Annotated in this window: 19 protein-coding genes; 4 read left to right on the plus strand and 15 right to left on the minus strand. The window is 56.3% G+C overall.

The window, feature by feature from the left end:
- Nucleotides 1–16 precede the first annotated feature (16 nt).
- Complete coding sequence (locus J3U88_RS17330) at nt 17–790, minus strand: hypothetical protein (RefSeq protein ID WP_207860192.1); 774 nt, start codon at nt 788–790, stop codon at nt 17–19.
- Nucleotides 791–2,001: 1,211 nt separating this feature from the next.
- Between J3U88_RS17330 and J3U88_RS17335 the strand changes: the two genes are divergently transcribed.
- Both J3U88_RS17335 and J3U88_RS17340 read left to right on the plus strand, forming a co-directional pair.
- The gene (locus J3U88_RS17335; RefSeq protein ID WP_207860193.1) at nt 2,002–2,226 is read left to right on the plus strand and encodes a hypothetical protein; all 225 of its coding nucleotides are present in this window, start codon (nt 2,002–2,004) and stop codon (nt 2,224–2,226) included.
- Nucleotides 2,214–2,462 carry an ACT domain-containing protein gene (locus tag J3U88_RS17340; RefSeq protein ID WP_207860194.1) on the plus strand — a complete coding sequence of 83 codons (249 nt, stop codon included), beginning with the start codon at nt 2,214–2,216 and terminating at the stop codon, nt 2,460–2,462. Before J3U88_RS17335 ends, J3U88_RS17340 begins: the two co-directional genes overlap by 13 nt.
- A gap of 7 nt (nt 2,463–2,469) precedes the next feature.
- Here J3U88_RS17340 and J3U88_RS17345 read toward each other — a convergent pair whose 3' ends face one another.
- The 13 genes from J3U88_RS17345 to J3U88_RS17405 all read right to left on the minus strand — a co-directional run bounded on the left by J3U88_RS17345 (nt 2,470) and on the right by J3U88_RS17405 (nt 15,027).
- On the minus strand, nt 2,470–2,856 hold the full coding sequence (locus J3U88_RS17345) for a VOC family protein (RefSeq protein ID WP_207860195.1): 387 nt from the start codon (nt 2,854–2,856) through the stop codon (nt 2,470–2,472).
- A gap of 14 nt (nt 2,857–2,870) precedes the next feature.
- Entirely contained in the window at nt 2,871–3,950 is a 1,080-nt protein-coding gene (gene serC, locus J3U88_RS17350; protein ID WP_207860196.1) for a 3-phosphoserine/phosphohydroxythreonine transaminase, read from the minus strand.
- A gap of 120 nt (nt 3,951–4,070) precedes the next feature.
- On the minus strand, nt 4,071–4,313 hold the full coding sequence (gene csrA / locus J3U88_RS17355) for a carbon storage regulator CsrA (protein ID WP_207860197.1): 243 nt from the start codon (nt 4,311–4,313) through the stop codon (nt 4,071–4,073).
- Between the two features lie 7 nt (nt 4,314–4,320).
- Complete coding sequence (gene fliW, locus J3U88_RS17360) at nt 4,321–4,749, minus strand: flagellar assembly protein FliW (RefSeq protein WP_207860198.1); 429 nt, start codon at nt 4,747–4,749, stop codon at nt 4,321–4,323.
- Between the two features lie 366 nt (nt 4,750–5,115).
- Complete coding sequence (locus J3U88_RS17365; RefSeq protein WP_207860199.1) at nt 5,116–6,420, minus strand: DUF58 domain-containing protein; 1,305 nt, start codon at nt 6,418–6,420, stop codon at nt 5,116–5,118.
- The gene (locus J3U88_RS17370) at nt 6,417–7,526 is read right to left on the minus strand and encodes an AAA family ATPase (RefSeq protein WP_207860200.1); all 1,110 of its coding nucleotides are present in this window, start codon (nt 7,524–7,526) and stop codon (nt 6,417–6,419) included. Before J3U88_RS17370 ends, J3U88_RS17365 begins: the two co-directional genes overlap by 4 nt.
- Nucleotides 7,523–8,641, minus strand: a complete 1,119-nt coding sequence (locus J3U88_RS17375) for a DUF4350 domain-containing protein (RefSeq protein WP_207860201.1) — start codon at nt 8,639–8,641, stop codon at nt 7,523–7,525. Before J3U88_RS17375 ends, J3U88_RS17370 begins: the two co-directional genes overlap by 4 nt.
- Nucleotides 8,638–10,107 (minus strand): DUF4129 domain-containing protein, encoded by a 1,470-nt coding sequence (locus J3U88_RS17380; protein ID WP_207860202.1) that lies wholly within the window; start codon nt 10,105–10,107, stop codon nt 8,638–8,640. The genes J3U88_RS17375 and J3U88_RS17380 overlap by 4 nt, the downstream gene beginning before the upstream one ends.
- Nucleotides 10,097–11,053: a stage II sporulation protein M gene (locus J3U88_RS35040; RefSeq protein ID WP_207860203.1), complete on the minus strand. Its 957-nt coding sequence runs from the start codon at nt 11,051–11,053 to the stop codon at nt 10,097–10,099. The genes J3U88_RS17380 and J3U88_RS35040 overlap by 11 nt, the downstream gene beginning before the upstream one ends.
- Nucleotides 11,050–11,778, minus strand: a complete 729-nt coding sequence (locus tag J3U88_RS17390) for an RDD family protein (RefSeq protein ID WP_207860204.1) — start codon at nt 11,776–11,778, stop codon at nt 11,050–11,052. The genes J3U88_RS35040 and J3U88_RS17390 overlap by 4 nt, the downstream gene beginning before the upstream one ends.
- 590 nt (nt 11,779–12,368) lie before the next feature.
- The gene (locus tag J3U88_RS17395; protein ID WP_207860205.1) at nt 12,369–13,331 is read right to left on the minus strand and encodes a response regulator; all 963 of its coding nucleotides are present in this window, start codon (nt 13,329–13,331) and stop codon (nt 12,369–12,371) included.
- A gap of 150 nt (nt 13,332–13,481) precedes the next feature.
- Complete coding sequence (locus tag J3U88_RS17400; protein ID WP_207860206.1) at nt 13,482–14,744, minus strand: outer membrane protein assembly factor BamB family protein; 1,263 nt, start codon at nt 14,742–14,744, stop codon at nt 13,482–13,484.
- Between the two features lie 76 nt (nt 14,745–14,820).
- The gene (locus tag J3U88_RS17405) at nt 14,821–15,027 is read right to left on the minus strand and encodes a hypothetical protein (RefSeq protein ID WP_207860207.1); all 207 of its coding nucleotides are present in this window, start codon (nt 15,025–15,027) and stop codon (nt 14,821–14,823) included.
- Between the two features lie 207 nt (nt 15,028–15,234).
- On the opposite strand from J3U88_RS17405, the gene J3U88_RS17410 reads away from it, so the two are divergent.
- Nucleotides 15,235–16,458 (plus strand): SPOR domain-containing protein, encoded by a 1,224-nt coding sequence (locus tag J3U88_RS17410; RefSeq protein ID WP_207860208.1) that lies wholly within the window; start codon nt 15,235–15,237, stop codon nt 16,456–16,458.
- Between the two features lie 479 nt (nt 16,459–16,937).
- Nucleotides 16,938–17,555: an ECF-type sigma factor gene (locus tag J3U88_RS17415; protein ID WP_207860209.1), complete on the plus strand. Its 618-nt coding sequence runs from the start codon at nt 16,938–16,940 to the stop codon at nt 17,553–17,555.
- 90 nt (nt 17,556–17,645) lie between these two features.
- Here the strand turns inward: J3U88_RS17415 and J3U88_RS17420 are convergent, their stop codons facing one another.
- Nucleotides 17,646–17,939 (minus strand): hypothetical protein, encoded by a 294-nt coding sequence (locus J3U88_RS17420; RefSeq protein ID WP_207860210.1) that lies wholly within the window; start codon nt 17,937–17,939, stop codon nt 17,646–17,648.
- Between the last annotated feature and the right edge of the window lies 1 nt (nt 17,940).

Below are 17,940 nucleotides of genomic sequence, written 5' to 3' on the forward strand. Positions count from 1 at the left end.
TGAACCTCAATAAAATTTATTTTTGGGATGGGGCGGTGTTCAAAAGTTGTCGGAAAGCGTTTACCTCTTTTTGTGTTATTTCGTTAAAAAGCGAGCGGCTTTGGGATACTTCGGTTTGGAAATTCAGACAAAGTTGGAGAACCACCAAGCGACCGTGGGTGCTCAAAGGTTCAATGATGGAAATAAACAAAGATTGGTTGACGTAATCGACACATTTACTTTGTTCGGTGAGAAACGCCTTAAGTTCATCATCATTCAGTGATTTAAGTTTTTGAGGCTCCTCTTGGATCAATTTGCCGAAACTGGTTTTGTGATGCATGTAGTCCATGGTGCTCGCGATGGTCCATTGGTTGACATCGAAGTCGGCTGGAACGTGCCTTTCCAAGGTTTCGAGATCCTGTCGGCTTAAGCCATGGTTGCGGAGGCGTGATAGTGCAGAAGATCGGGTATCACCCGTCAATTCAATAAATATTGGATTGAGCAAATTGGGGACGCTCAGATACTGAAGGTTCTGATGGTTTTCGACTTTCACGGTGATTTTGCCGTTCTCAACGGCAATGCCTGGTGCTTTCTCAGTTTTGTTTGTTGTTTGTGCTAGCGCTTGCAGCGCTTTCATGACACGGCGGTCACGGTCCCGAAGTAATTCGCGCATCTGCTCCCGGCTGTCAGCTTTGGCAATGATGTGCAGTTCTTTTTGGAAATCGGCCAGAATCGCCGGCGTCTCACCCGCTGCTTGTGGCGGGGAGAGGGAGAGTAGGGCAAGAAAGAAAAAGGAGAGAGGGGTTATCATGGTGGTGCTCCTTTGAGCACATGTCGCGCATGTGCTGGGTCCTGAAAAGTGGGATAAGGACAGGAACGGAAGGATTTGCTATTGATAGAAAAATTGCCGGTCCCATAGCGGGTGTCGGTCGGAACAATGCACCTTTTCCCCGCATCTGCATGCCGCGGGTGAGGAGGGCGTTGCGCATTTGAAAAGGACAAAGAACAGCATAAAGAGGACTTATTTCGAGAGGAAGATAAGGAATAGGAATGTCCCCGTTGGCATGCGCCTGTCGGGCATCTCACTGATAGGGGGTTGGTCGAGTTTAGAGAAAGCGTAGTATTTTCGTGGTTATACACGTGTTTGCGTGTCTTTGATTTTACCTTGCTTATAGTTGCACGCGTCTCGAAGGGAGTCAAGGGGAAAAGTGTAATTGGGTTTGATTTTTTTGTCGTGTTTGTGTGTGGTTTTATTGCCCTTTTTTTTTAGGGGAATTTCCTAGGTTTTATATGGTGTGAATTGATTCTTTTGGGTGACTTCTGAGTGATAATCTTGATTCTGTTTTCTTGATAGGTGATCGTTTAAGTATATGTAGATATTGGGTTTATCTTGTGTGTTTGGGTTTTTGAGCGTTCGGGTATGATGGTTGAAAGCTGTTTATGCTACACGGTTTTATATGCGGCCTTGTTGTTCGCGAATGGTAGGTTCTTTAATTAAGAAAAATAGTTATGATTATGCGCCTACCGATAGACACGAATGCATCCGACGTCACCATGCGTAGGAAGGAATGGTGTTTTGTCGGTTTGTGCGCGGTTCGGGGTGTGCGGGTAGCGGGTTACCACCTAAGAGGCGCGATAAGAGCCAGGGATTTTGGCTAAAGATCTGGAGCGAAATGGTTTGGAAAAAGCGAGCCGGGGTCGCGCACGACCGCACCCGTTGGGTGCGGTGAGCATTTTTACAGGCCGTTGCAGCCCAGAGGTTTAGCCAAAATCACCGCGAGTTTTCGCGCTTCTTAGGTACCAAGATCGGGTAACAGGCACGCTTCATTACACGCCTGGCAAAGGCGGCCGCTTTCACGAGGTCACATGCGACACGCGGGTTACGCCGGCCCCCGGGCAATCGTGCCAACTGGCGGAGCGCCTCTTCGATCAGGCCGGCGGGCAGTGTTTTATCGCGTTGTCCGTGAATTTCCCTATCAAGCACCAGCTTTCCGTGACCTGCTCAGAATAAAGGAACCTTTTATGCAAGAGGTAGCGATTTCCTTTGAAGACCAACCGGGTTGTTTGGCGACCATGGGTGAAGTGGTCGGCCGCGCGGGTCTCAACCTCGAAGGCGGCGGCTGTTTCGTAGAAAACGGTCGTGGTGTCGCCCGCTTTTTGTTCGCCGATAGGTCGGCCGCACGCGACGCCTTAGAAGCGGCTGGGATTCAGGTTGGGGTGTACAGGATGTGCTTGTGCAGCGACTGAGCCAAGGTCGCCCCGGTCAGTTGGGATCCTTTTGCCGGTTCTTGGCGGAAGCCGGCGTCAATATCGAGGTGATGTACAGTGATCACGACCACCGCTTGATTTTGGTCGTCGACGATCTTAAGCGAGCTCGGGTGATTGCCAACCAGTGGCAGCGAGAAGAACACGTGGAACGTCCGGCCAAGTGGCCGCATCTCCTTGCCGGGATGGCCCTGCGTGAGCGCGGGTGTTCTTCTTAAGCGCGGGCTAGCGCTTTTCTTGTACGAGTTGGATGTAATTGCCGCAGGTATCGTCCAAAATGGCGATCCAGGCCGGGCCGATATCCATGGGTTCCCTTTTGAAATGAACCCCCGCCGCGCCGAGCCGTTCGAATTCAGCTTGGATGTCGTCCACCTCGAAACAGGCGGCCGGGATGCCGTCCGCGTAGATCGCCGCTTGGAAGGTTTTTCCCGCGGGATGGGCGTTGGGCTCCAGCAGCAGTTGGGTCGCCCCGCCCTCCGGCGAAACCACCGTCAGCCAGCGGTGTTCGCCCATATCGATGTCGTGTTTTTTGACGAAACCAAGGGTCCCCGTGTAAAAAGTCTCAGCCTTGGCCTGATCGTCGACCATGACCGAGGTCAAATTGATGCGCATGGAATACCTCTTTTCTAACCGTAGGTGCGTTCGAACTCTTTCATGAAATCGACCAGGGCTTGCACGCCCGCGAGCGGCATCGCGTTGTAGATACTGGCGCGCATGCCGCCCACCGAGCGGTGTCCCTTCAGGTTTACCAAACCGGCCTCGGCCGCCTTGGTGAGGAAGGGTTTGTTGAGGGCCTCGTCGGCGAGCAGGAAGGGGATGTTCATCAAACCGCGGTGGGGTTTGGCGACTGTTGCGCGAAAAAATGACGAGCTGTCGAGGAGGTCGTACAGCAGCGCCGCCTTTTTGCGGTTGCGCGTTTCAATCGCGGGGACGCCGCCTTGATCCTCCAGCCATTCAAATACCAAACCCGCCAGGTAAATCGCATAACAAGGCGGCGTGTTGTGGCAACTGTCGGCTTTGACGTGAACCTGGTAATCGAGCATCACCGGCGTGTTCTCTGGGGCATGGCCGACCAAATCCTTGTGAATTATCACCATGGTGAGGCCGCTGGGGCCGGCGTTTTTCTGGGCACCCGCGTAGATCAGGCCGAATTGAGTCACGTCATAAACTTGCGAGAGGATGTTGGAGGACATGTCGCCCACCAGCGGGGTGTCGCCGTAGGCCGGCATGTTGGAAAATGCGGTGCCGTAAATGGTGTTGTTGGTGGTGATGTGCACGTAGTCGGCGGGTTCGGGTAAGGCGTCGGGCAAATCGGGCAGGTAATTGAAGTTGCTGTCGGCGGAACTTGCGATTTCGCTGACCGCGCCGATTTTTTTGGCCTCGGCCATGGCTTTTTTGGACCAACTCCCGGTGTTGATGTAGGCGCCGCGACGGTGCCGTCTCATCAGGTTGATCGGGACCATCGCGAATTGGGTGAAGGCACCGCCTTGCAGGAACAGGATGTGGTAATCCTCGGGAATCGCCATCAGGCGGCGCAGGCGGGCTTTGGTGTCGGCCAAGATGTCGGTGAACATTTTGGAGCGATGACTCATTTCGAGGACCGACATGCCCTGGCCGCGATAATCCAACATCTCGGCGGCGGCTTTTTCTAAAACGGGTTCTGGAAAGACAGACGGACCTGCTGAAAAATTGAAAACCCTCGACATGGGCGATCCTCCACGGAACAGTACGATAAAACTCGAATAAGGCGAGAACAAACAATTTCCGGTGAACTTGGGATAGATGAGGCGGGTAATCAGGGTATCGGTTCGCGGTCGGCCGCACCCTTATTTTTTCTTTTTTTGGACCAGGCTTTTGATCAGATCGAGTTGTGAGGCGCTGATGGATTTGGCCGCGGCTTTGCGGTTCTCTTCCTCAATCGCCAAGTAAATTTCCTTACGGTGGATCGTGACATGACGAGGCGCGCTAATGCCGATCTTCACCGTATCGCGTCCGATGGAAATAATTTTGATCTCGATATCCGAGCCGATGACAATGCCGTCATCTTTTTTACGCGAGAAAACTAACATTAATGCCTCAATCCTTGAATACCTTGACGCGAAGTAAGTCGGGTGACCCTTCAACGACGACCTGGACGCCCTTGCGGGTCTGGTGATTTAACACAATCGGCGCCAACATATTGGCCGTCATATCGCGCGCATTGTCGGGTACAACCACCAACACATACATAAAAACGGCTTCGACCGGTCCATTGTCGAGCTGTTTCATTTGTTCGTCGGTGAGCTGGATGCTGTAGTCGGGATCAATCATGGCCGGTTCCAGCATCATCAGGGAAATATAGGGTTTGTCGCAGGCTTGCAACCACCGAATCGGATCGGTTTCTTCCGATTCGATGATGGTGTAACGGTGGATGCCGAGCAAGCCGGGAATACCCTTGTCGAAAGTGTAAATGGTGTTTTCGGCGATTTCGATGTCACCAAACGTAATCGAAGGTATCTTGAGCACCAAATACTCCGTGGGTTGGATTTGCGGTCGGGACGGGGGTCAAGAAGTTCTGAAAACGGGGCGCCGCAAAAACGCGGCCGTGTCCCTCCACGACTCAATGATTATGGCATCGGTTTCAGAACCAATATCATAACCCGTTGACCTGGAATTCGTACGCCCAAATTCAGGTTGGGCCGGCTCGGGCCAAAGACCCAAGAAGCGCGATGCGCGTGAGGGATTTTGGCTAAAGACCTGGAGCGAAATGGTTTGGAAAAAGCGAGCCGGGGTCGCGCACGACCGTACCCGTTGGGTGCGGTGAGCATTTTTACAGGCCGTTGCAGCCCAGAGGTTTATCGAAAATCACCGCGAGTTAATGTGCTTCTTAGGTTAAAGCAGGCCTTTGCTTTTGATATCCAGGTAGTTGTTGATCATGGCAATCGGGAGATCCGGCGGGGTGGTGTCCAGGCACAAAATGCCGCGACCGCGCAGGTTGTCGACAGCCGCCTGACGTGCCTCGCGGTAGTGATAGGTTGCGGCGAGGCGCAGGCTGTCCTCAAAGGTCATCACCGGTTCCTTGGCCACCGCGTCCAATGCCTTCTCGCGCATGGACGCTAACAAAACCAGGTGTTTGCGGCGTAAAAGCTGGACCGCCTGTTGGAGTTCGTCGTTGTCTTCATCGCGGAGGTTGGTTACCAAGATGATTAAGCTGCGTTTGCGCACAAAACGCAGTACATCTTCCGCGATGTGTTCGAAGTCGGACGTTTGTAGGCTGGGTTGAATGTCGTATACGTTGTTGAGGATCAGATTGAGCTGCGGGGCACCCTTGCGCGGGGCCAGGCGGCGATGGGCTCCGCTAAAGGTCATTAGACCCACCGCGTCACCGTGTTTCAGGGCGACGTGGGTCATGAGCAGTACCGCGTTGAGCGCGTGGTCGAAATGGCTCAGCATGTCGTCTTGAGCGCGCATGCTCTGGCCGCAGTCCATGAGGAACACCACCTGCTGATTGCGTTCGTCTTGGTATTCGCGTGCGATCAGTTTGCGCATGCGCGACGAGGCTTTCCAATCGATTTGACGCAGGGGATCTCCCGGTACGTACTCGCGCATTTGGTGGAACTCGCGCCCTTCGCCGCGACGGCGCCGACGGTGGACCCCGAAACTGCGCAGCCGTTGGTTGGTGGCCAGCAGGGCGTAATGCGCCACTTCTTGAAAGTTGGGATAAACGCGGACTTCTTCGGGTAACGGGATACGCGCCACCCGTTTCCACAGGCGCCACGGCGAATCAACCACCAGCAAACAGGCCGCGAAGTGCAGGTCGCCGCGTTGCAGCGGCCGCATTTGGTAAGCCCCCTCGTGCCAAGCATGGGGCTGCAGGGTCATGGCGCCTTCCATGTGGCGGTGCTCGCTTCCGTCCGGCGGTATGTCGCGAAAGGTCAAGGAGAGCGGGGTTTCGCCGTGGTTTTCCAGCCGGTAACGGACCTGGGTCCAGACCGCGACCGGCAACACCGCGGCAACCGAACGGGTTACCGTGGGGAGCGGGTTGCGCCGGGTACGTTGGGCGTCAACCAAAACCAAGGCAAGACACAGTACCAAGACGACGGCCCACAACCACCAAAAGGCGGGGTACGCGGTGGCAAGCGCGGCGGTGCCGAGATTGCATACCAAAAGGAACTCGGCACGGCGGGTTGGTTTCATAAGCGAGGTGCTTCCAAGTGTTTGAGGATTTGGCCCAACAGGTTTTCGGTGGTTTGGCCTTCGATTTCCATATCCGGTGTCATGACGATGCGGTGGCCGAGGGCGGGCACTGCCACCGCCTTGAGGTCGTCAGGGGTGACGAAGTTGCGTTCTTGTAGGAGGGCGTAGGCGCGTGCCGCGCGCAGCAAACTAATGCCGCCGCGTGGGCCTGAACCGACCGCGACGCCCGCCCAGTCGCGGGTGGTGCGCACCAACTTAACCGCGTATTCCAGCACGCGCCGGTCCACCTGAATGCGGGCCGTAAACTGCTGCAACTTGACCAGCCCGTCGCCGTCGGTGACCGGGGTGATGTTTGACAGGTCAAAGGCCTCGCCGACTTTGCCGGAAACCACTTGATCGACCAGGTTAAATTCCTCCATTTCCTCTGGGTAATGCATTTGGATTTTGAGGAGGAAGCGGTCCAATTGGGCCTCGGGCAGGGGATAGGTTCCTTCCTGCTCGACCGGGTTTTGGGTGGCCAAGGTCATGAAGGGTTGCGGTAATTTCAGGGTTTGGCCTTCGAGGGTCACCTGGTGTTCCTGCATCGCTTCCAGCAAGGCGGCCTGGGTTTTGGCCGGGGCGCGGTTGATTTCATCGGCCAGCAGAATTTGGGTGAAAATCGGGCCGCGGCGAACCTTGAATTGGGCCTGTTGCATGTCGTACATTACATGGCCCATTACGTCACTCGGCATCAGGTCGGGGGTGAACTGAATCCGCGCGTGGCGACCGCTGAAGGTTTTGGAAAGCGCGCGAACCAGCAGCGTTTTCCCCAAGCCGGGAACCCCTTCGAGCAAAACATGGCCACCGGCCAAGAGTCCGACCAGCACTTGGTCGATGACGTCTTCCTGGCCGACAATGACCTTTTGAATTTCTTGCTTAATGCGCTGCACCAATCCGGCTGCCGCCGCAACCGCGCTAACCGGATTCCCCTCGGCCGCCTGGACAGGCGCCGCCTGAGGAGACGCCGCCTGGACAGGCGCCGCCTGAGGAGACGCCGCCTGGACAGGCGCCGCCTGAGGTGGCGTCGGTGTCTCAGGACGCGGTGGGGGTTGAATGGGTTCGTTCATAAAGTTCTCCTGATGGTTTCCAAATCAACAATGCGATCTAGGAATTCGCGTTCGGTATGGGTTTCGGGTCCATTGACGGCCGCCTTGACCGTCTCCACCGGTAAACCGCTTTGGGACGCCATAAAACGGTGAACCTCGGCAGGATCGGCGTCCTGAAGCAGCAAGTGGCGACGGCGCAGGGTGTTCAAAAGTTCACGGACGACCGCGCGCGCCAACACCGTGCTACGCCCGTTGCGCCACAAAAACAAGCCGGCGTGTTCAATGTGTTCCAGCAAGCGGCGGCGGACCGGGGGCGGATCCGGCTGAACCGCTTCCTCGCGGTAGCCGCGGCTCCAGCAAAAACAGACCACCAGCAGGATCAGGGTCAGCAACAGGGGCCCGCCGCGTTGGTAAACATGCCGCCAAATCGAGCTGTATTGGGTGCCCGTGACCAGCCAAATCTCGCGGGGCGAATCATGAAAACCCGTCGCCAATGTCCAGGTAAGCCAGGCGTTGTCTTTTTGGGTGATCCAGTCGTTGCGCATGAAGGTGTCGTCCGCGATCACACAAACCGCACCGTCACCGTGGGGCATAATCGCGAGTCGGTATTTTTCGTTTTCTCCGATTTGAAGATAAAGCGCTTCGCTGTTGTGGCTGCCGAACAAAACCGTATTCTCAAAGGAAAACGTCGTTTGGTACCCCGACTCCCAATTCACGCTGATGCTGCCTTGTTCGTCGTCTTCTTCCGCGGCGAGGTAAAAACCTGGTTCATCCAGCAGCTCGTCGTTTTCGGTTTCCGGCCAGTCGGGATCGGGTTTGATCACCAACACACCACCGGCCGCGGCCCAGTCCAGAAGTTTCTGGTTGTACTGGGGCGGGTAATTACGGCGGTTCCCCAGTAGGTAAATCACGCTGTTCCCCTCGGGAAGCGGTTCGTTGCTGTCCAAGCGCTTGACCGTTTTGGTGGGGATCTCGCGATTCTCTAGAAACAGTTGGCTTGCGAAAAAGGGGTTGAGTAAGGCTTCACCCGTGCGCCCTTTTTGATAGGTGGTGGTTTCGTAGCGAAACAGTGTCAAGAAGAGGCCGACAAGCGCAAGCAAGCCCGCGAGGAGGATGAACGGGGCAAAACGACTCATTTCGCCTCCTGATGCCAGTGGCGGCGGAACGCGGTACAAAGTGCGTAGAAGCGCGCTTCGTCGGGAACTTGGTGACCGTAGGCCAGGGTAATCCACGTTTGCGTGAGTTTTTTGAAATCCTCGGCCATCTCTTGGGGGGCTTGTTTTTTGACTTGGGCGAGCACCTCGCCCTCGGTGGCGTATTCTTCGATGGCGACCAAATCGGCATCCATCATGCGCGCGATGGCGCCGCGGAACAGATAGCTGAGGGCAATGCGGTGACTGCCCTTGCGCCAAGCCGCCTGGGCGGCCTCGAGAAGTTGGTCGGGTAAGGATTCGGGGTCGATGATCAGCCCTGACTTGGCGGCCTCGCGCGGGTTGACCGTTTCCGGTTTAAGGGTGGCAACCCCGGCGATGCGACGACCGGCACTCCAGCGCAGGAACAGGATGACGGCGACAATCACCAACACGATAAAAAGGATGATGAACAAATTGACGAAAAAACGGCCCAAGCCGGTGAGTGCGCTGAAGTTGGTCGGCGGGATATCACCGACCTCGGGGCCGTCGTGGTCGAAACGGTACACCCAACGGCCTTTGGTTTCTTGCTTGTTAAAATCCTCGTGGTTGTCGAGCAGAGTTTGAATTTCCTCGCGCGTTTGGGTCAGCTCGGTGGGTTCCGCCGCGGTGTCGGGCTCCGGTTGCGCGGACCAGCCTGGTGGGCACAACAGCACAAAAAGCAGCAGCGGCGTCAACTGCTGAAGCCTGGCCGCGAGTTTTTTGAAGGTAATGCGCAGGTCCCAGCCTTCAAGAATGGTGCGGGTGTTGAGGTAAAGCGAAAAACAGGCGCCGACGTAGTAGGGCTCCAAAAACAACACAATCAACAGTTGGGCTAGATTTAAGGTTTGGATGGCTTGGTCGGCGTTCATCACCGAGAAAACGTGTTCGGCGAGGCCGAACGGCATCATGACGTGGCTGAACAAAAACAAGCTGGGTAACAACACGAAAAGTTCCACGAAGAAAAAAGCGAAGGTGGTGAGGAGCAAGGGGCTGAATAGGGTCGCCCCCAAGGCGTTGGTGCGTTTTTTACGTTTGTCGCCGGTAGATTGCTCCAATTCACTGACGGCGAGGTGGACGACCCGCATGGGGCTGAGTCGCTGCCAGGTGAGGGCGCGGAACCAGGGCGAGCGAAAGTAGGTGCGCCAGGTGGCCAGGGTTTCGCGCGTGCCCGGCTGAACGCCAAAAGTAACCCGACTAAATACCCACAGCAACAAGCGATCAAATGCCGGCTTGAACCACCAAAACACCAGGGTCGCCAGGATGGGGTATTGCCAAAAAAGCACATTCACCACCAGCCATACCGTCACCACGCTGATCAGCCACGGCGCGAAATAGCTGCCGCGCCACGAGCGGCTCAGCAGCAAACCCAAATCCACCGCCGTCCAGGTATCGCGTGGGCGGACCGCCAGGGATAGTTGATCAAGATTCATGGGTTCTCCCGGCCAAACCGAGATAGGCGAACACCGCCGTCCACAGCAGGAAGGCGAGGGGATACTTAATCCATAGGTTGATTTGGAATGGGGAGTAAAAGGCTTCAATCGCGGCCGCCAGCACCAAAAACACGGTCATGCCGTAGACGATGGGCAAGGTGCGTTCGCCGGCTTGGCGCAGGGCCTCGCGTCGGCTCCAGGGGCCGGGCGCAATCACCGCCAACCCAATCCGGCAGCCCGCAACCCCGGCCAAAACGATGGCGGTAAGTTCAAATGCGCCATGGGTGCAGACGAAGGAAAAGAGGTTGTGGGAATAGGGCATTTGACCGAGATGGCCGAAAATCGCGCCGATGAAAAAGCCGTTGAGCAGCATGAAAAACAAACTTCCGACGCCCGCGAAGATTCCTCCCGCGAAGGTGCGAAACGCAATGCCGATGTTGTTTTGAATGTAGTGCCCGAACATGGCAAACCGTTCGGAAAGGTCGACATCCCGGTTATGGGCGTCGACGTACATGGCTTCCACTTGGCTGACTTGTTCACGGGGCAGCAAGGTGTAGATCAGGTCGGGATCGAATTGGAGCAGGGCGATCATCAGAAAGAACGGACCGTAGAAAATCAGGTTACACAGCCAGAACAGCTTGGCCTCACGGCGAACCGCCCGTGGGAAATCCCAGGCCATGAGCCGGAAGAAGCCGTGGATGCCGCCGCTGCCGCGGCGATAAAATACTTGGTGTCCCTGCATCGCCAACCTATTCAGCCGCACCACCAAATGGTTGCTGTAATGACGGTCGGTCGCCAGCGAGAGGTGTTTGCAGATCTGGCGGTACCGGCTGTCGAACTGTTCGATATCGGCGCCGTCGCCCACGCCTTTTTGCAACCGATCCAAGCAATTTTCAAACTCCATCCAGGCATTTTGGTGGCGTTTTTCGAATTGTTCCTGTTTCACGGACGACCCCCGGCCAGCCAGGCTCCGTAAGCGTAAAGGGTTTCACTTGCCGAGGCTTGGTTGTGTTTGGTGAGCTCTTTGAGATGGGCGGCCAGTTCTTCGCTCAGGCCGCCGGGGATGACGTTTTGCCGTTCGGTAAATGCGATGATGGCGCGTTGCTCTTCCAGGGTGAGGGGAAACGGCGGTTGCCGGGGGGTAATGGATTGTGGTGCCTTGAAGGGGGTTTGGGCTTGCGGAACATAGACCACGATGGTGCCCGCGACCAAATCGCCCAGCCGCTGAAAACGGCTGGTGTTTAAAATGCTTAGCAAACCGAAGCCGTACACAAACGGCAGGAAATCGGCGATGCGCAGCAGGTTGCGGAGGATGGATTTCGCAAGGGTGATCGGCGTGCCGCGCACATCCATGACCTGAAGATGGAACACCTTCTTTCCCGGGGTTTGGCCGTTTCGGTAGACTTCAAAGAACACATAGTAGAACCACATCATGAGGAACACAAAGATTGCTTGCAGACCTTGGGCGACGGAGAAGCCGATAACCGCCCCAAGGAACCCGATGCCCATGCTGAACACGATCATGATGAGACCCTGAATGAGGAAGTCGATCATCGTGGCGGCCATTCGGGGAAAAGGCCCGGCACATTCGAAGTGGATGCGAACGCCTTCAGGGGTTTCGACGGCATAAGATGAATCGGTTGCTTGGATGGGTTTGGAGGGTGCGCTCAAGAAAACGGTTCCTTTCGGATCGGGTTGTCTTTGGAGGGATGACGCTGTTAGGGCGCAAGATTCGCGGCCCAGGGGCCGTGCTTGCTTTTTTCTTCCATTGTGACAAGGGGTGCGCTTCATTATCGCAGATATCGGGTAAACGAACCAAGCACCTTGTCTGAGCCGGCCGGCAGGGCGGGGCCTAAAATAATAAGCGCGTTTTGGGCGGCAAACCGGCGAATTTTTTTTGGGGAATCTCCGGGAAAGCGCCGTATGCATCTTGTGCTTTGCCGGGAGAACCGCGGGGGAAAGGCCGCGGGACCCTTTGTCTCGCCCGCATTTCTCACAAGGATTCGTCGCGAGAAGCTGAACGCCTTGTGCGTACGAAGATGACGACCGAGAGCCGGCACAGGGGGCCGACCCTTCGCAGGGCCGACCCTTCGCGGGGCCGACTCTTCGCGGGGCCGACTCTTCGCGGGGCCGACCTTTCGCGGGGCCGACCCTTCGGCGTAGCAGCTGAGACGAAGGCGGATCGACCGAGTGGCGCGGAAGGCAAGCCCTTGTAATCGCATGGGTTGTCCCGTGGGAGAAGTCCTTACGAGAAATGCAGGCTAGGTCGGCTGTGGCGTGTTGAGGTATTCACCAAGCGTCATCTGGAGTACGTTTTTATTGATCGGCTTGTAAATGACTTGGGCGATCCCGGCCCCTTCCAGTTCCGTGGGCGAGGGATTTTCACCGGTGGTGGTCATCAGAACCACCGAGGGCGCCTGGGGCAGGGGCAACATGCGAATGCGGCGGGCGAACTCCATGCCGTTGCAGTCCGGCATGTTGAGGTCGGTAATCACCAAATTGGGTTGGTCCGTTTCAAAAGAAGCCAAGGCGGCCGCGGGGCTTTCGAAACCTTGGCAATTGTAGCCGAGTTTTTTGATCAGGCGTTTGACCATGGCCAGGATGGTCCGCGAGTCGTCGACCGCATAAATCAGCGGTTCTGCTTGGTCGCGTGCTGATTTGGCTTCCTCGTTTTCCGCTTCGATGACCAGGTCCGGGTTCTCGCGGTTCAACCCGAGCCCCGCCGCGGCGATTTTGGCGGTCAGCGGATCGCTGTGTTTGCTGAGGTGTTCAAGTGCCGTTCGGGCATGGGGATTTTCGGCGCAAATCAAGGCTTCGGCCCACAAAGGCATCCAGGCGTCCTGCAAACCCTTTACCAGAACCTGGTTCCATTTTTGGAGCTGGTTCTCGCGGGGCAACATCGACATGACATGGAACAAAACCTCGGCTTCCTCGTGGTTTAAGTCGCCGATGATGTGTTCCAAGGTGTCCGGTTCCCGGTAAAGTTTGGCCGCCGCCAACCGGTAAACGTTGGGCCGGAACAAGCGTGGGTCTTTGCTTAACAAAGACAGCAGCAGGGGGAAGCCGTTTTTAAAGGCCAAATCGTTGAGGTCGGCCAAGACCTTTTCCGCGACACTTTGCGAAAATTGGGGCAGGCGATCAAAAAGAAAACGGACCCGTTCCCAATTCGATTGTCTCAGTTGGTCGTTAATGAGACGAAGTAGGGCGCGCTCATGTGGTTCCATAGTGCCGTCTTTTCCCGGTAATGGCGCTGTGCGCCTTGGTTGTGTCGGTGGTTGCTTAGGGATTGTCCTCCTATCATAGCTCAACCAACCGCCGGGGTAACGGGAAAATCGGCTTTCCGGCGGCTGTTTGCCACCGGTTGTGACACCGCTCTATTTTTGGCCCACCGCCCACAGTGCTTTTTCGGTGCGCAGCAACATCATATTGCCGGCGAATGCCGGCGAGGCGGAAATCGGTGTTTCCAACCTGTTTTGTGCGAGTAGTTTAAATTCTTTGCCGGTTTGTACCACGCTAATCACGCCGTCCATCGCCGTTAGGTACAAGCGTCCATCGGCGATGACCGGGGAGCCTCGGTGGCGTTGCGTGTGGGTCCGTTCTTGGTAGTAAACCTCCCCACTGACCGCGTCAATACAGGTTAAAATACCCTGCTCATCGCAAAGGTACACCAACCCCTCGTGAATCACCGGGGACGGCACATCCGGGGTGCCCTTGTCGCGTTTCCAAATCAGGTATTCAGCCTTGCCCGTGATGTCGCCGCGCGCTTGCAAGGGTTTGAGCGCGAGCACCGGGCCGCGTTTGGCCGAGGGGACGATCAGCAAATCGCCCGATGCCGCCGGCGTGGTCACGAAGCGGTAAAACGGGTTGTATTCGGCTTTTTGCAGGCCGCCACTGCGCCAGAGTTCTTTGCCGTTTTCCAGATTGTGCCCCGAAACCACGTCGCTGCCGTGGATGATGAGTTGCCGTTGCGCGCCTTCACCCAGAAACAACGGGGAGGCGTAACTGTGGCGCGATTCCTGTCTGGCTTGGCTGGGGCGTTTGACCCGCCACAGTTCGGCGCCCGTTTTTTTGTCGAAGGCAATCACATCCTGGGCGTTGTCGTGCAGGAGCGGCAGGTACAGGCGTTTGTCGTCGATTAACGGCGAATTAGAAATGCCGAAGTAAATCCCAAAGGTACCGTAACGTTTTTGCGTGTCGACGCGCCACTGCTCGTTGCCCTTCATATCAAACGCGGCCAAAATACCCGTGCCAAAGAAGGTGTAAATTCGTTCGCCGTCCGTTGTTGGCGAAGGCGCGGCGTGGTTGCTTTCACCCTGGCGGTAATCGCGGTTTCCCTCGGATACTTTTTTTTGCCACAGGATCGCGCCGTTCAAGTCCAAGGCCGTCAAGAGCAGGTCGTTGCCCGCGGTACTGGTTAGGTAAATCCTGTCCTTCCACACGATCGGCGTCGAAGGCGCGGGGCCTGGCAACGCGGTTTTCCACAAAACATGTTCGTCGCCCCAGGTGGTTGGCAGCGCTTTGGCGGCGGCCAGACCGTTGTGCCCGGGACCGCGCCAGTGAGGCCAGTTCTCCGCGGCCATGAGCGGAAAAAAACACAGGCTGAGGAGGCACAGCGAAAAAGGCATGCGTCGGTTCATGGACGTAACTCCCGGCAATGAGATTTGGCTCATTGTAACCGAGAGCGTGGTTTGTCCAGGTGTGTGATCCCCTGGTTTATTTTTTGTCGCGATCTTCCGCCAGCATGCCGCGGATGATGGTTGCGACTTCTTCCGCGCCGCCCATTTTTGCCAAGTCCTCCCGTCGGTCGTGGCCGCGGATGGGTTCTAAATCTTCAGGGCGGATCTCATCCTTCGGGCGCGGCATCAGCGCCGCGGGTTTTTGCTTGCGACGGGGTTTCTTTTTGAACCATGAGAAAACCACCGGGACCTCCTCCACCCCCATGACGCGCCAAGCGTTCGTTTGCGCAATACGCGGTTCGCAAAGCGGGGTAAGCGGATTTCTTTGCTCAAAAGATCGGCTCAAAAGGGCCGCCCCATGACTTATTGCGCAATCTGCTTATTTTCAGGTTCGGTTCAACCGATGTTTTTGGTTAGAATCACGTGTTGTTTCATGCATTTAGGAGAAAGTATGTTTTTATCGGGGGCGCTGCTGTCGCGTGCGGCGGTATTTTTTGGGGCGTTTGATCCACATCGTTGGCTCATGGGTTTGGCCCAGTTGGACGGGGCCGACGGGGGTTTGTTTCCATGGTTGGTTTTGGTTCTATTGCTTCTGAACCTGGTTGCCTTGATCGCCATTTGGTGGCGGCTCGGCAACGTACCGCGCGCCGAACCTGTTCAACCCACCCCGGCTGCGCCGCCCGCGCCCGCGTTGGTGGACGACACTGTCGCCCAAACGCGGTTTGAGGCGCACGACAAGCAGATGAAACAGGTGATTGAGTTGCTGGACATGATTAACGACAACGGCAACATCAACACCGATTACGTATTGGAAGCCTTGCAGGGCGGGGCCGTGAAAACCGGCGCTTCAGGCACGCGTCCGGCACCGGCCACACCCAAGCCGGCCGCACCGAAGCCCGTCGTTGAAAATACCGTTGCGGCGCCCGACCCCTCGCCCACCGCGGCCGTCACTGCCTCCGAACCCACGCCTGAACCGGCCAAACCCGCGGCCGAAGCCATACCTGACGCACCCTTGGATCGTGCCTTTTACTTGTTGGAACACCGCGACGAGGATTACCAGGGTCGCCTCCAGGAGGCGGTCACCTTATTTAAAGGTGAGCTCAACAGTGTTCATGTCGGCCGCGCCCAGGCTGCTTTATCGGAAGCCTATTTCTGGTTGGGTGATGTTTCCCGTTCGAAAAGCGATGAGAAGAAATGGCACGGGCAAGGAACCGAACACGGGGAAAAAGCCATCAAGCTGGAGCCCGACGCCATCGAAGCCAATTTTTGGTATGCCGCCAACATCGGCGCCTGGGGGGTCGCCAACGGGATTATGTCCAGTCTGGGTTCCATCGGCCCGCTGCAAAAGCACGGCAACCTTTCGCTCGACATGGATCGCACCTATTTCCACGCCGCGCCGTTGCGGTTGATGGGCCGGTTTTACCATCAGGTTCCCGGCTTCATGGTGAGTGGAAACCCCAAAAAATTGGCCGACAGCCTGCTGCGCGAGGCCGTTGAGGTGGGGCCGGACTTTTACCTCAATCATTTGTTCTTGGCCGAGTACCTCATCGATAACCGCGGAAAAAAAGAGGCGCGCCAGTTGCTCGAGGGGATTTTGGATCGCCCGCCGACGATTTACCCCAATTACCAGAAAAACGTTTTGGACGATTGTCGCAAGTTGATGCGCCGTCTCTAACCCACGATCCGGCACGGTGTTTATGTGGCGTCGCGTGAAAATGTCAAAAAAAACGGTTTTCCTAAGTGTCTGAAACGCAAAGAAAAAGTAAGGTTTCGAAAAGTGTGGGTGTTTTTGTTTGAGCCAAAAGTCGCTATTTTCCCGGAATAAGTAATAAGGAGACACATCAGCCTTGGCTTATTCCAAGTCCCTGTTTCTTCCTTTTTGACAAAGAAGGCCCGATGGTCACGGGACCTTCTTTGTTTTGATGCAACAACGAGGAGGCTCCCGCGTTAGCGGGGGCCGACTCATTTTCTGGATTGCCGACAGGGCAAGCTGTTGTATCGATTGGGAGAGAAGGGATTGGTGCGCCCCGACTTGTCCTTTTTTCGTCCATGGGTGGTGGTCTTTTTGCGGTGCCACGGTTGTGCCTGTCCTCCAACCACGACCGATTCGTGCCGCATTCCGCGTGCCCATCACGAGATGAAGGATCGGCATTCATGAGCGCATTATCGGCTGGTGTTATTGCAGAGCAGGAGCTAAGGTCCCTTGCCCCAAATGAAGCGGTGGTTTTATGCCAACGCTGGGCTCGGGGTGATGTCGCCGCCCTCGAAACCATGTACGACCAGGTTTACGACGACCTTATGGTGATTGCCGTTCGCAAATTGGAAAACGAACGGCGCTTGAGCCATTTTTCTCCCGCCTGTTTGTTGAGTGAAACTTTTATTCGTTTTCGTCGTCAGCGTCCCTTTTACTTTGCCTCACGGGCTCATTTTTGCAACATCGCCGCGCGACAAATGTCCCAGGTGATGATCGACCAAGTACGCGAGTACCTCGCCGCCAAACGCGGCGGCCCGGAACGCGACGAGATGTGTTCGCTTTACGAGGAAATTTACTCCTTTGGCGAGGCCGGTCGCGTGGTCGACAGCCTTCACTTGGCCCTGCGCGAGTTGGCCCGGCTGGAACCGCGCCAAGCCCACATCGTACGCCTGCGTTTTTTCTGTGGCTGCACCATCGAGGAAGCCGCCGCCGAAATGGACATTTCGATCTCGACCCTCAAACGTTCCTGGAGCGACGCCCGCGCCTGGCTCGTCCGCCAAGTCGGCCACGGCGGTTAGTCGTCTCAAGCTGAGAGCAGGAAAATCGGGCGCCTCGTGGGAGAACAGGAAGCCCTCGACCATGGCTGAGGAGGTGAAAAAGAGTTGACGTCAGCCATGAATGGCATTTTTCCAGCGCCACCCGAACCAAGCGGGGATAGGCGGTTGGCCGCGAAGTGTCACAAAGCCGTCTCCTTCATCGGGAAATTTATGGTTATTGGAGAAACGGCCCATCGCGATGCGCACCCGCTGCCGTTCAAGGCGATGTCTCTCGGGATCACGGCTGTCTATGAAACCGATTTCTTCCGCGAAATCCGCGATGGTTGCGGGCGTATAAAGATCATCCTCATCAAGTTGCTCAATGATCACCGCGTATTTCATGGGGCGCCCGGTCGGACGTTTCATT

This window comes from Acanthopleuribacter pedis (assembly GCF_017377855.1).
Taxonomy (GTDB): Bacteria; Acidobacteriota; Holophagae; order Acanthopleuribacterales; family Acanthopleuribacteraceae; genus Acanthopleuribacter; species Acanthopleuribacter pedis.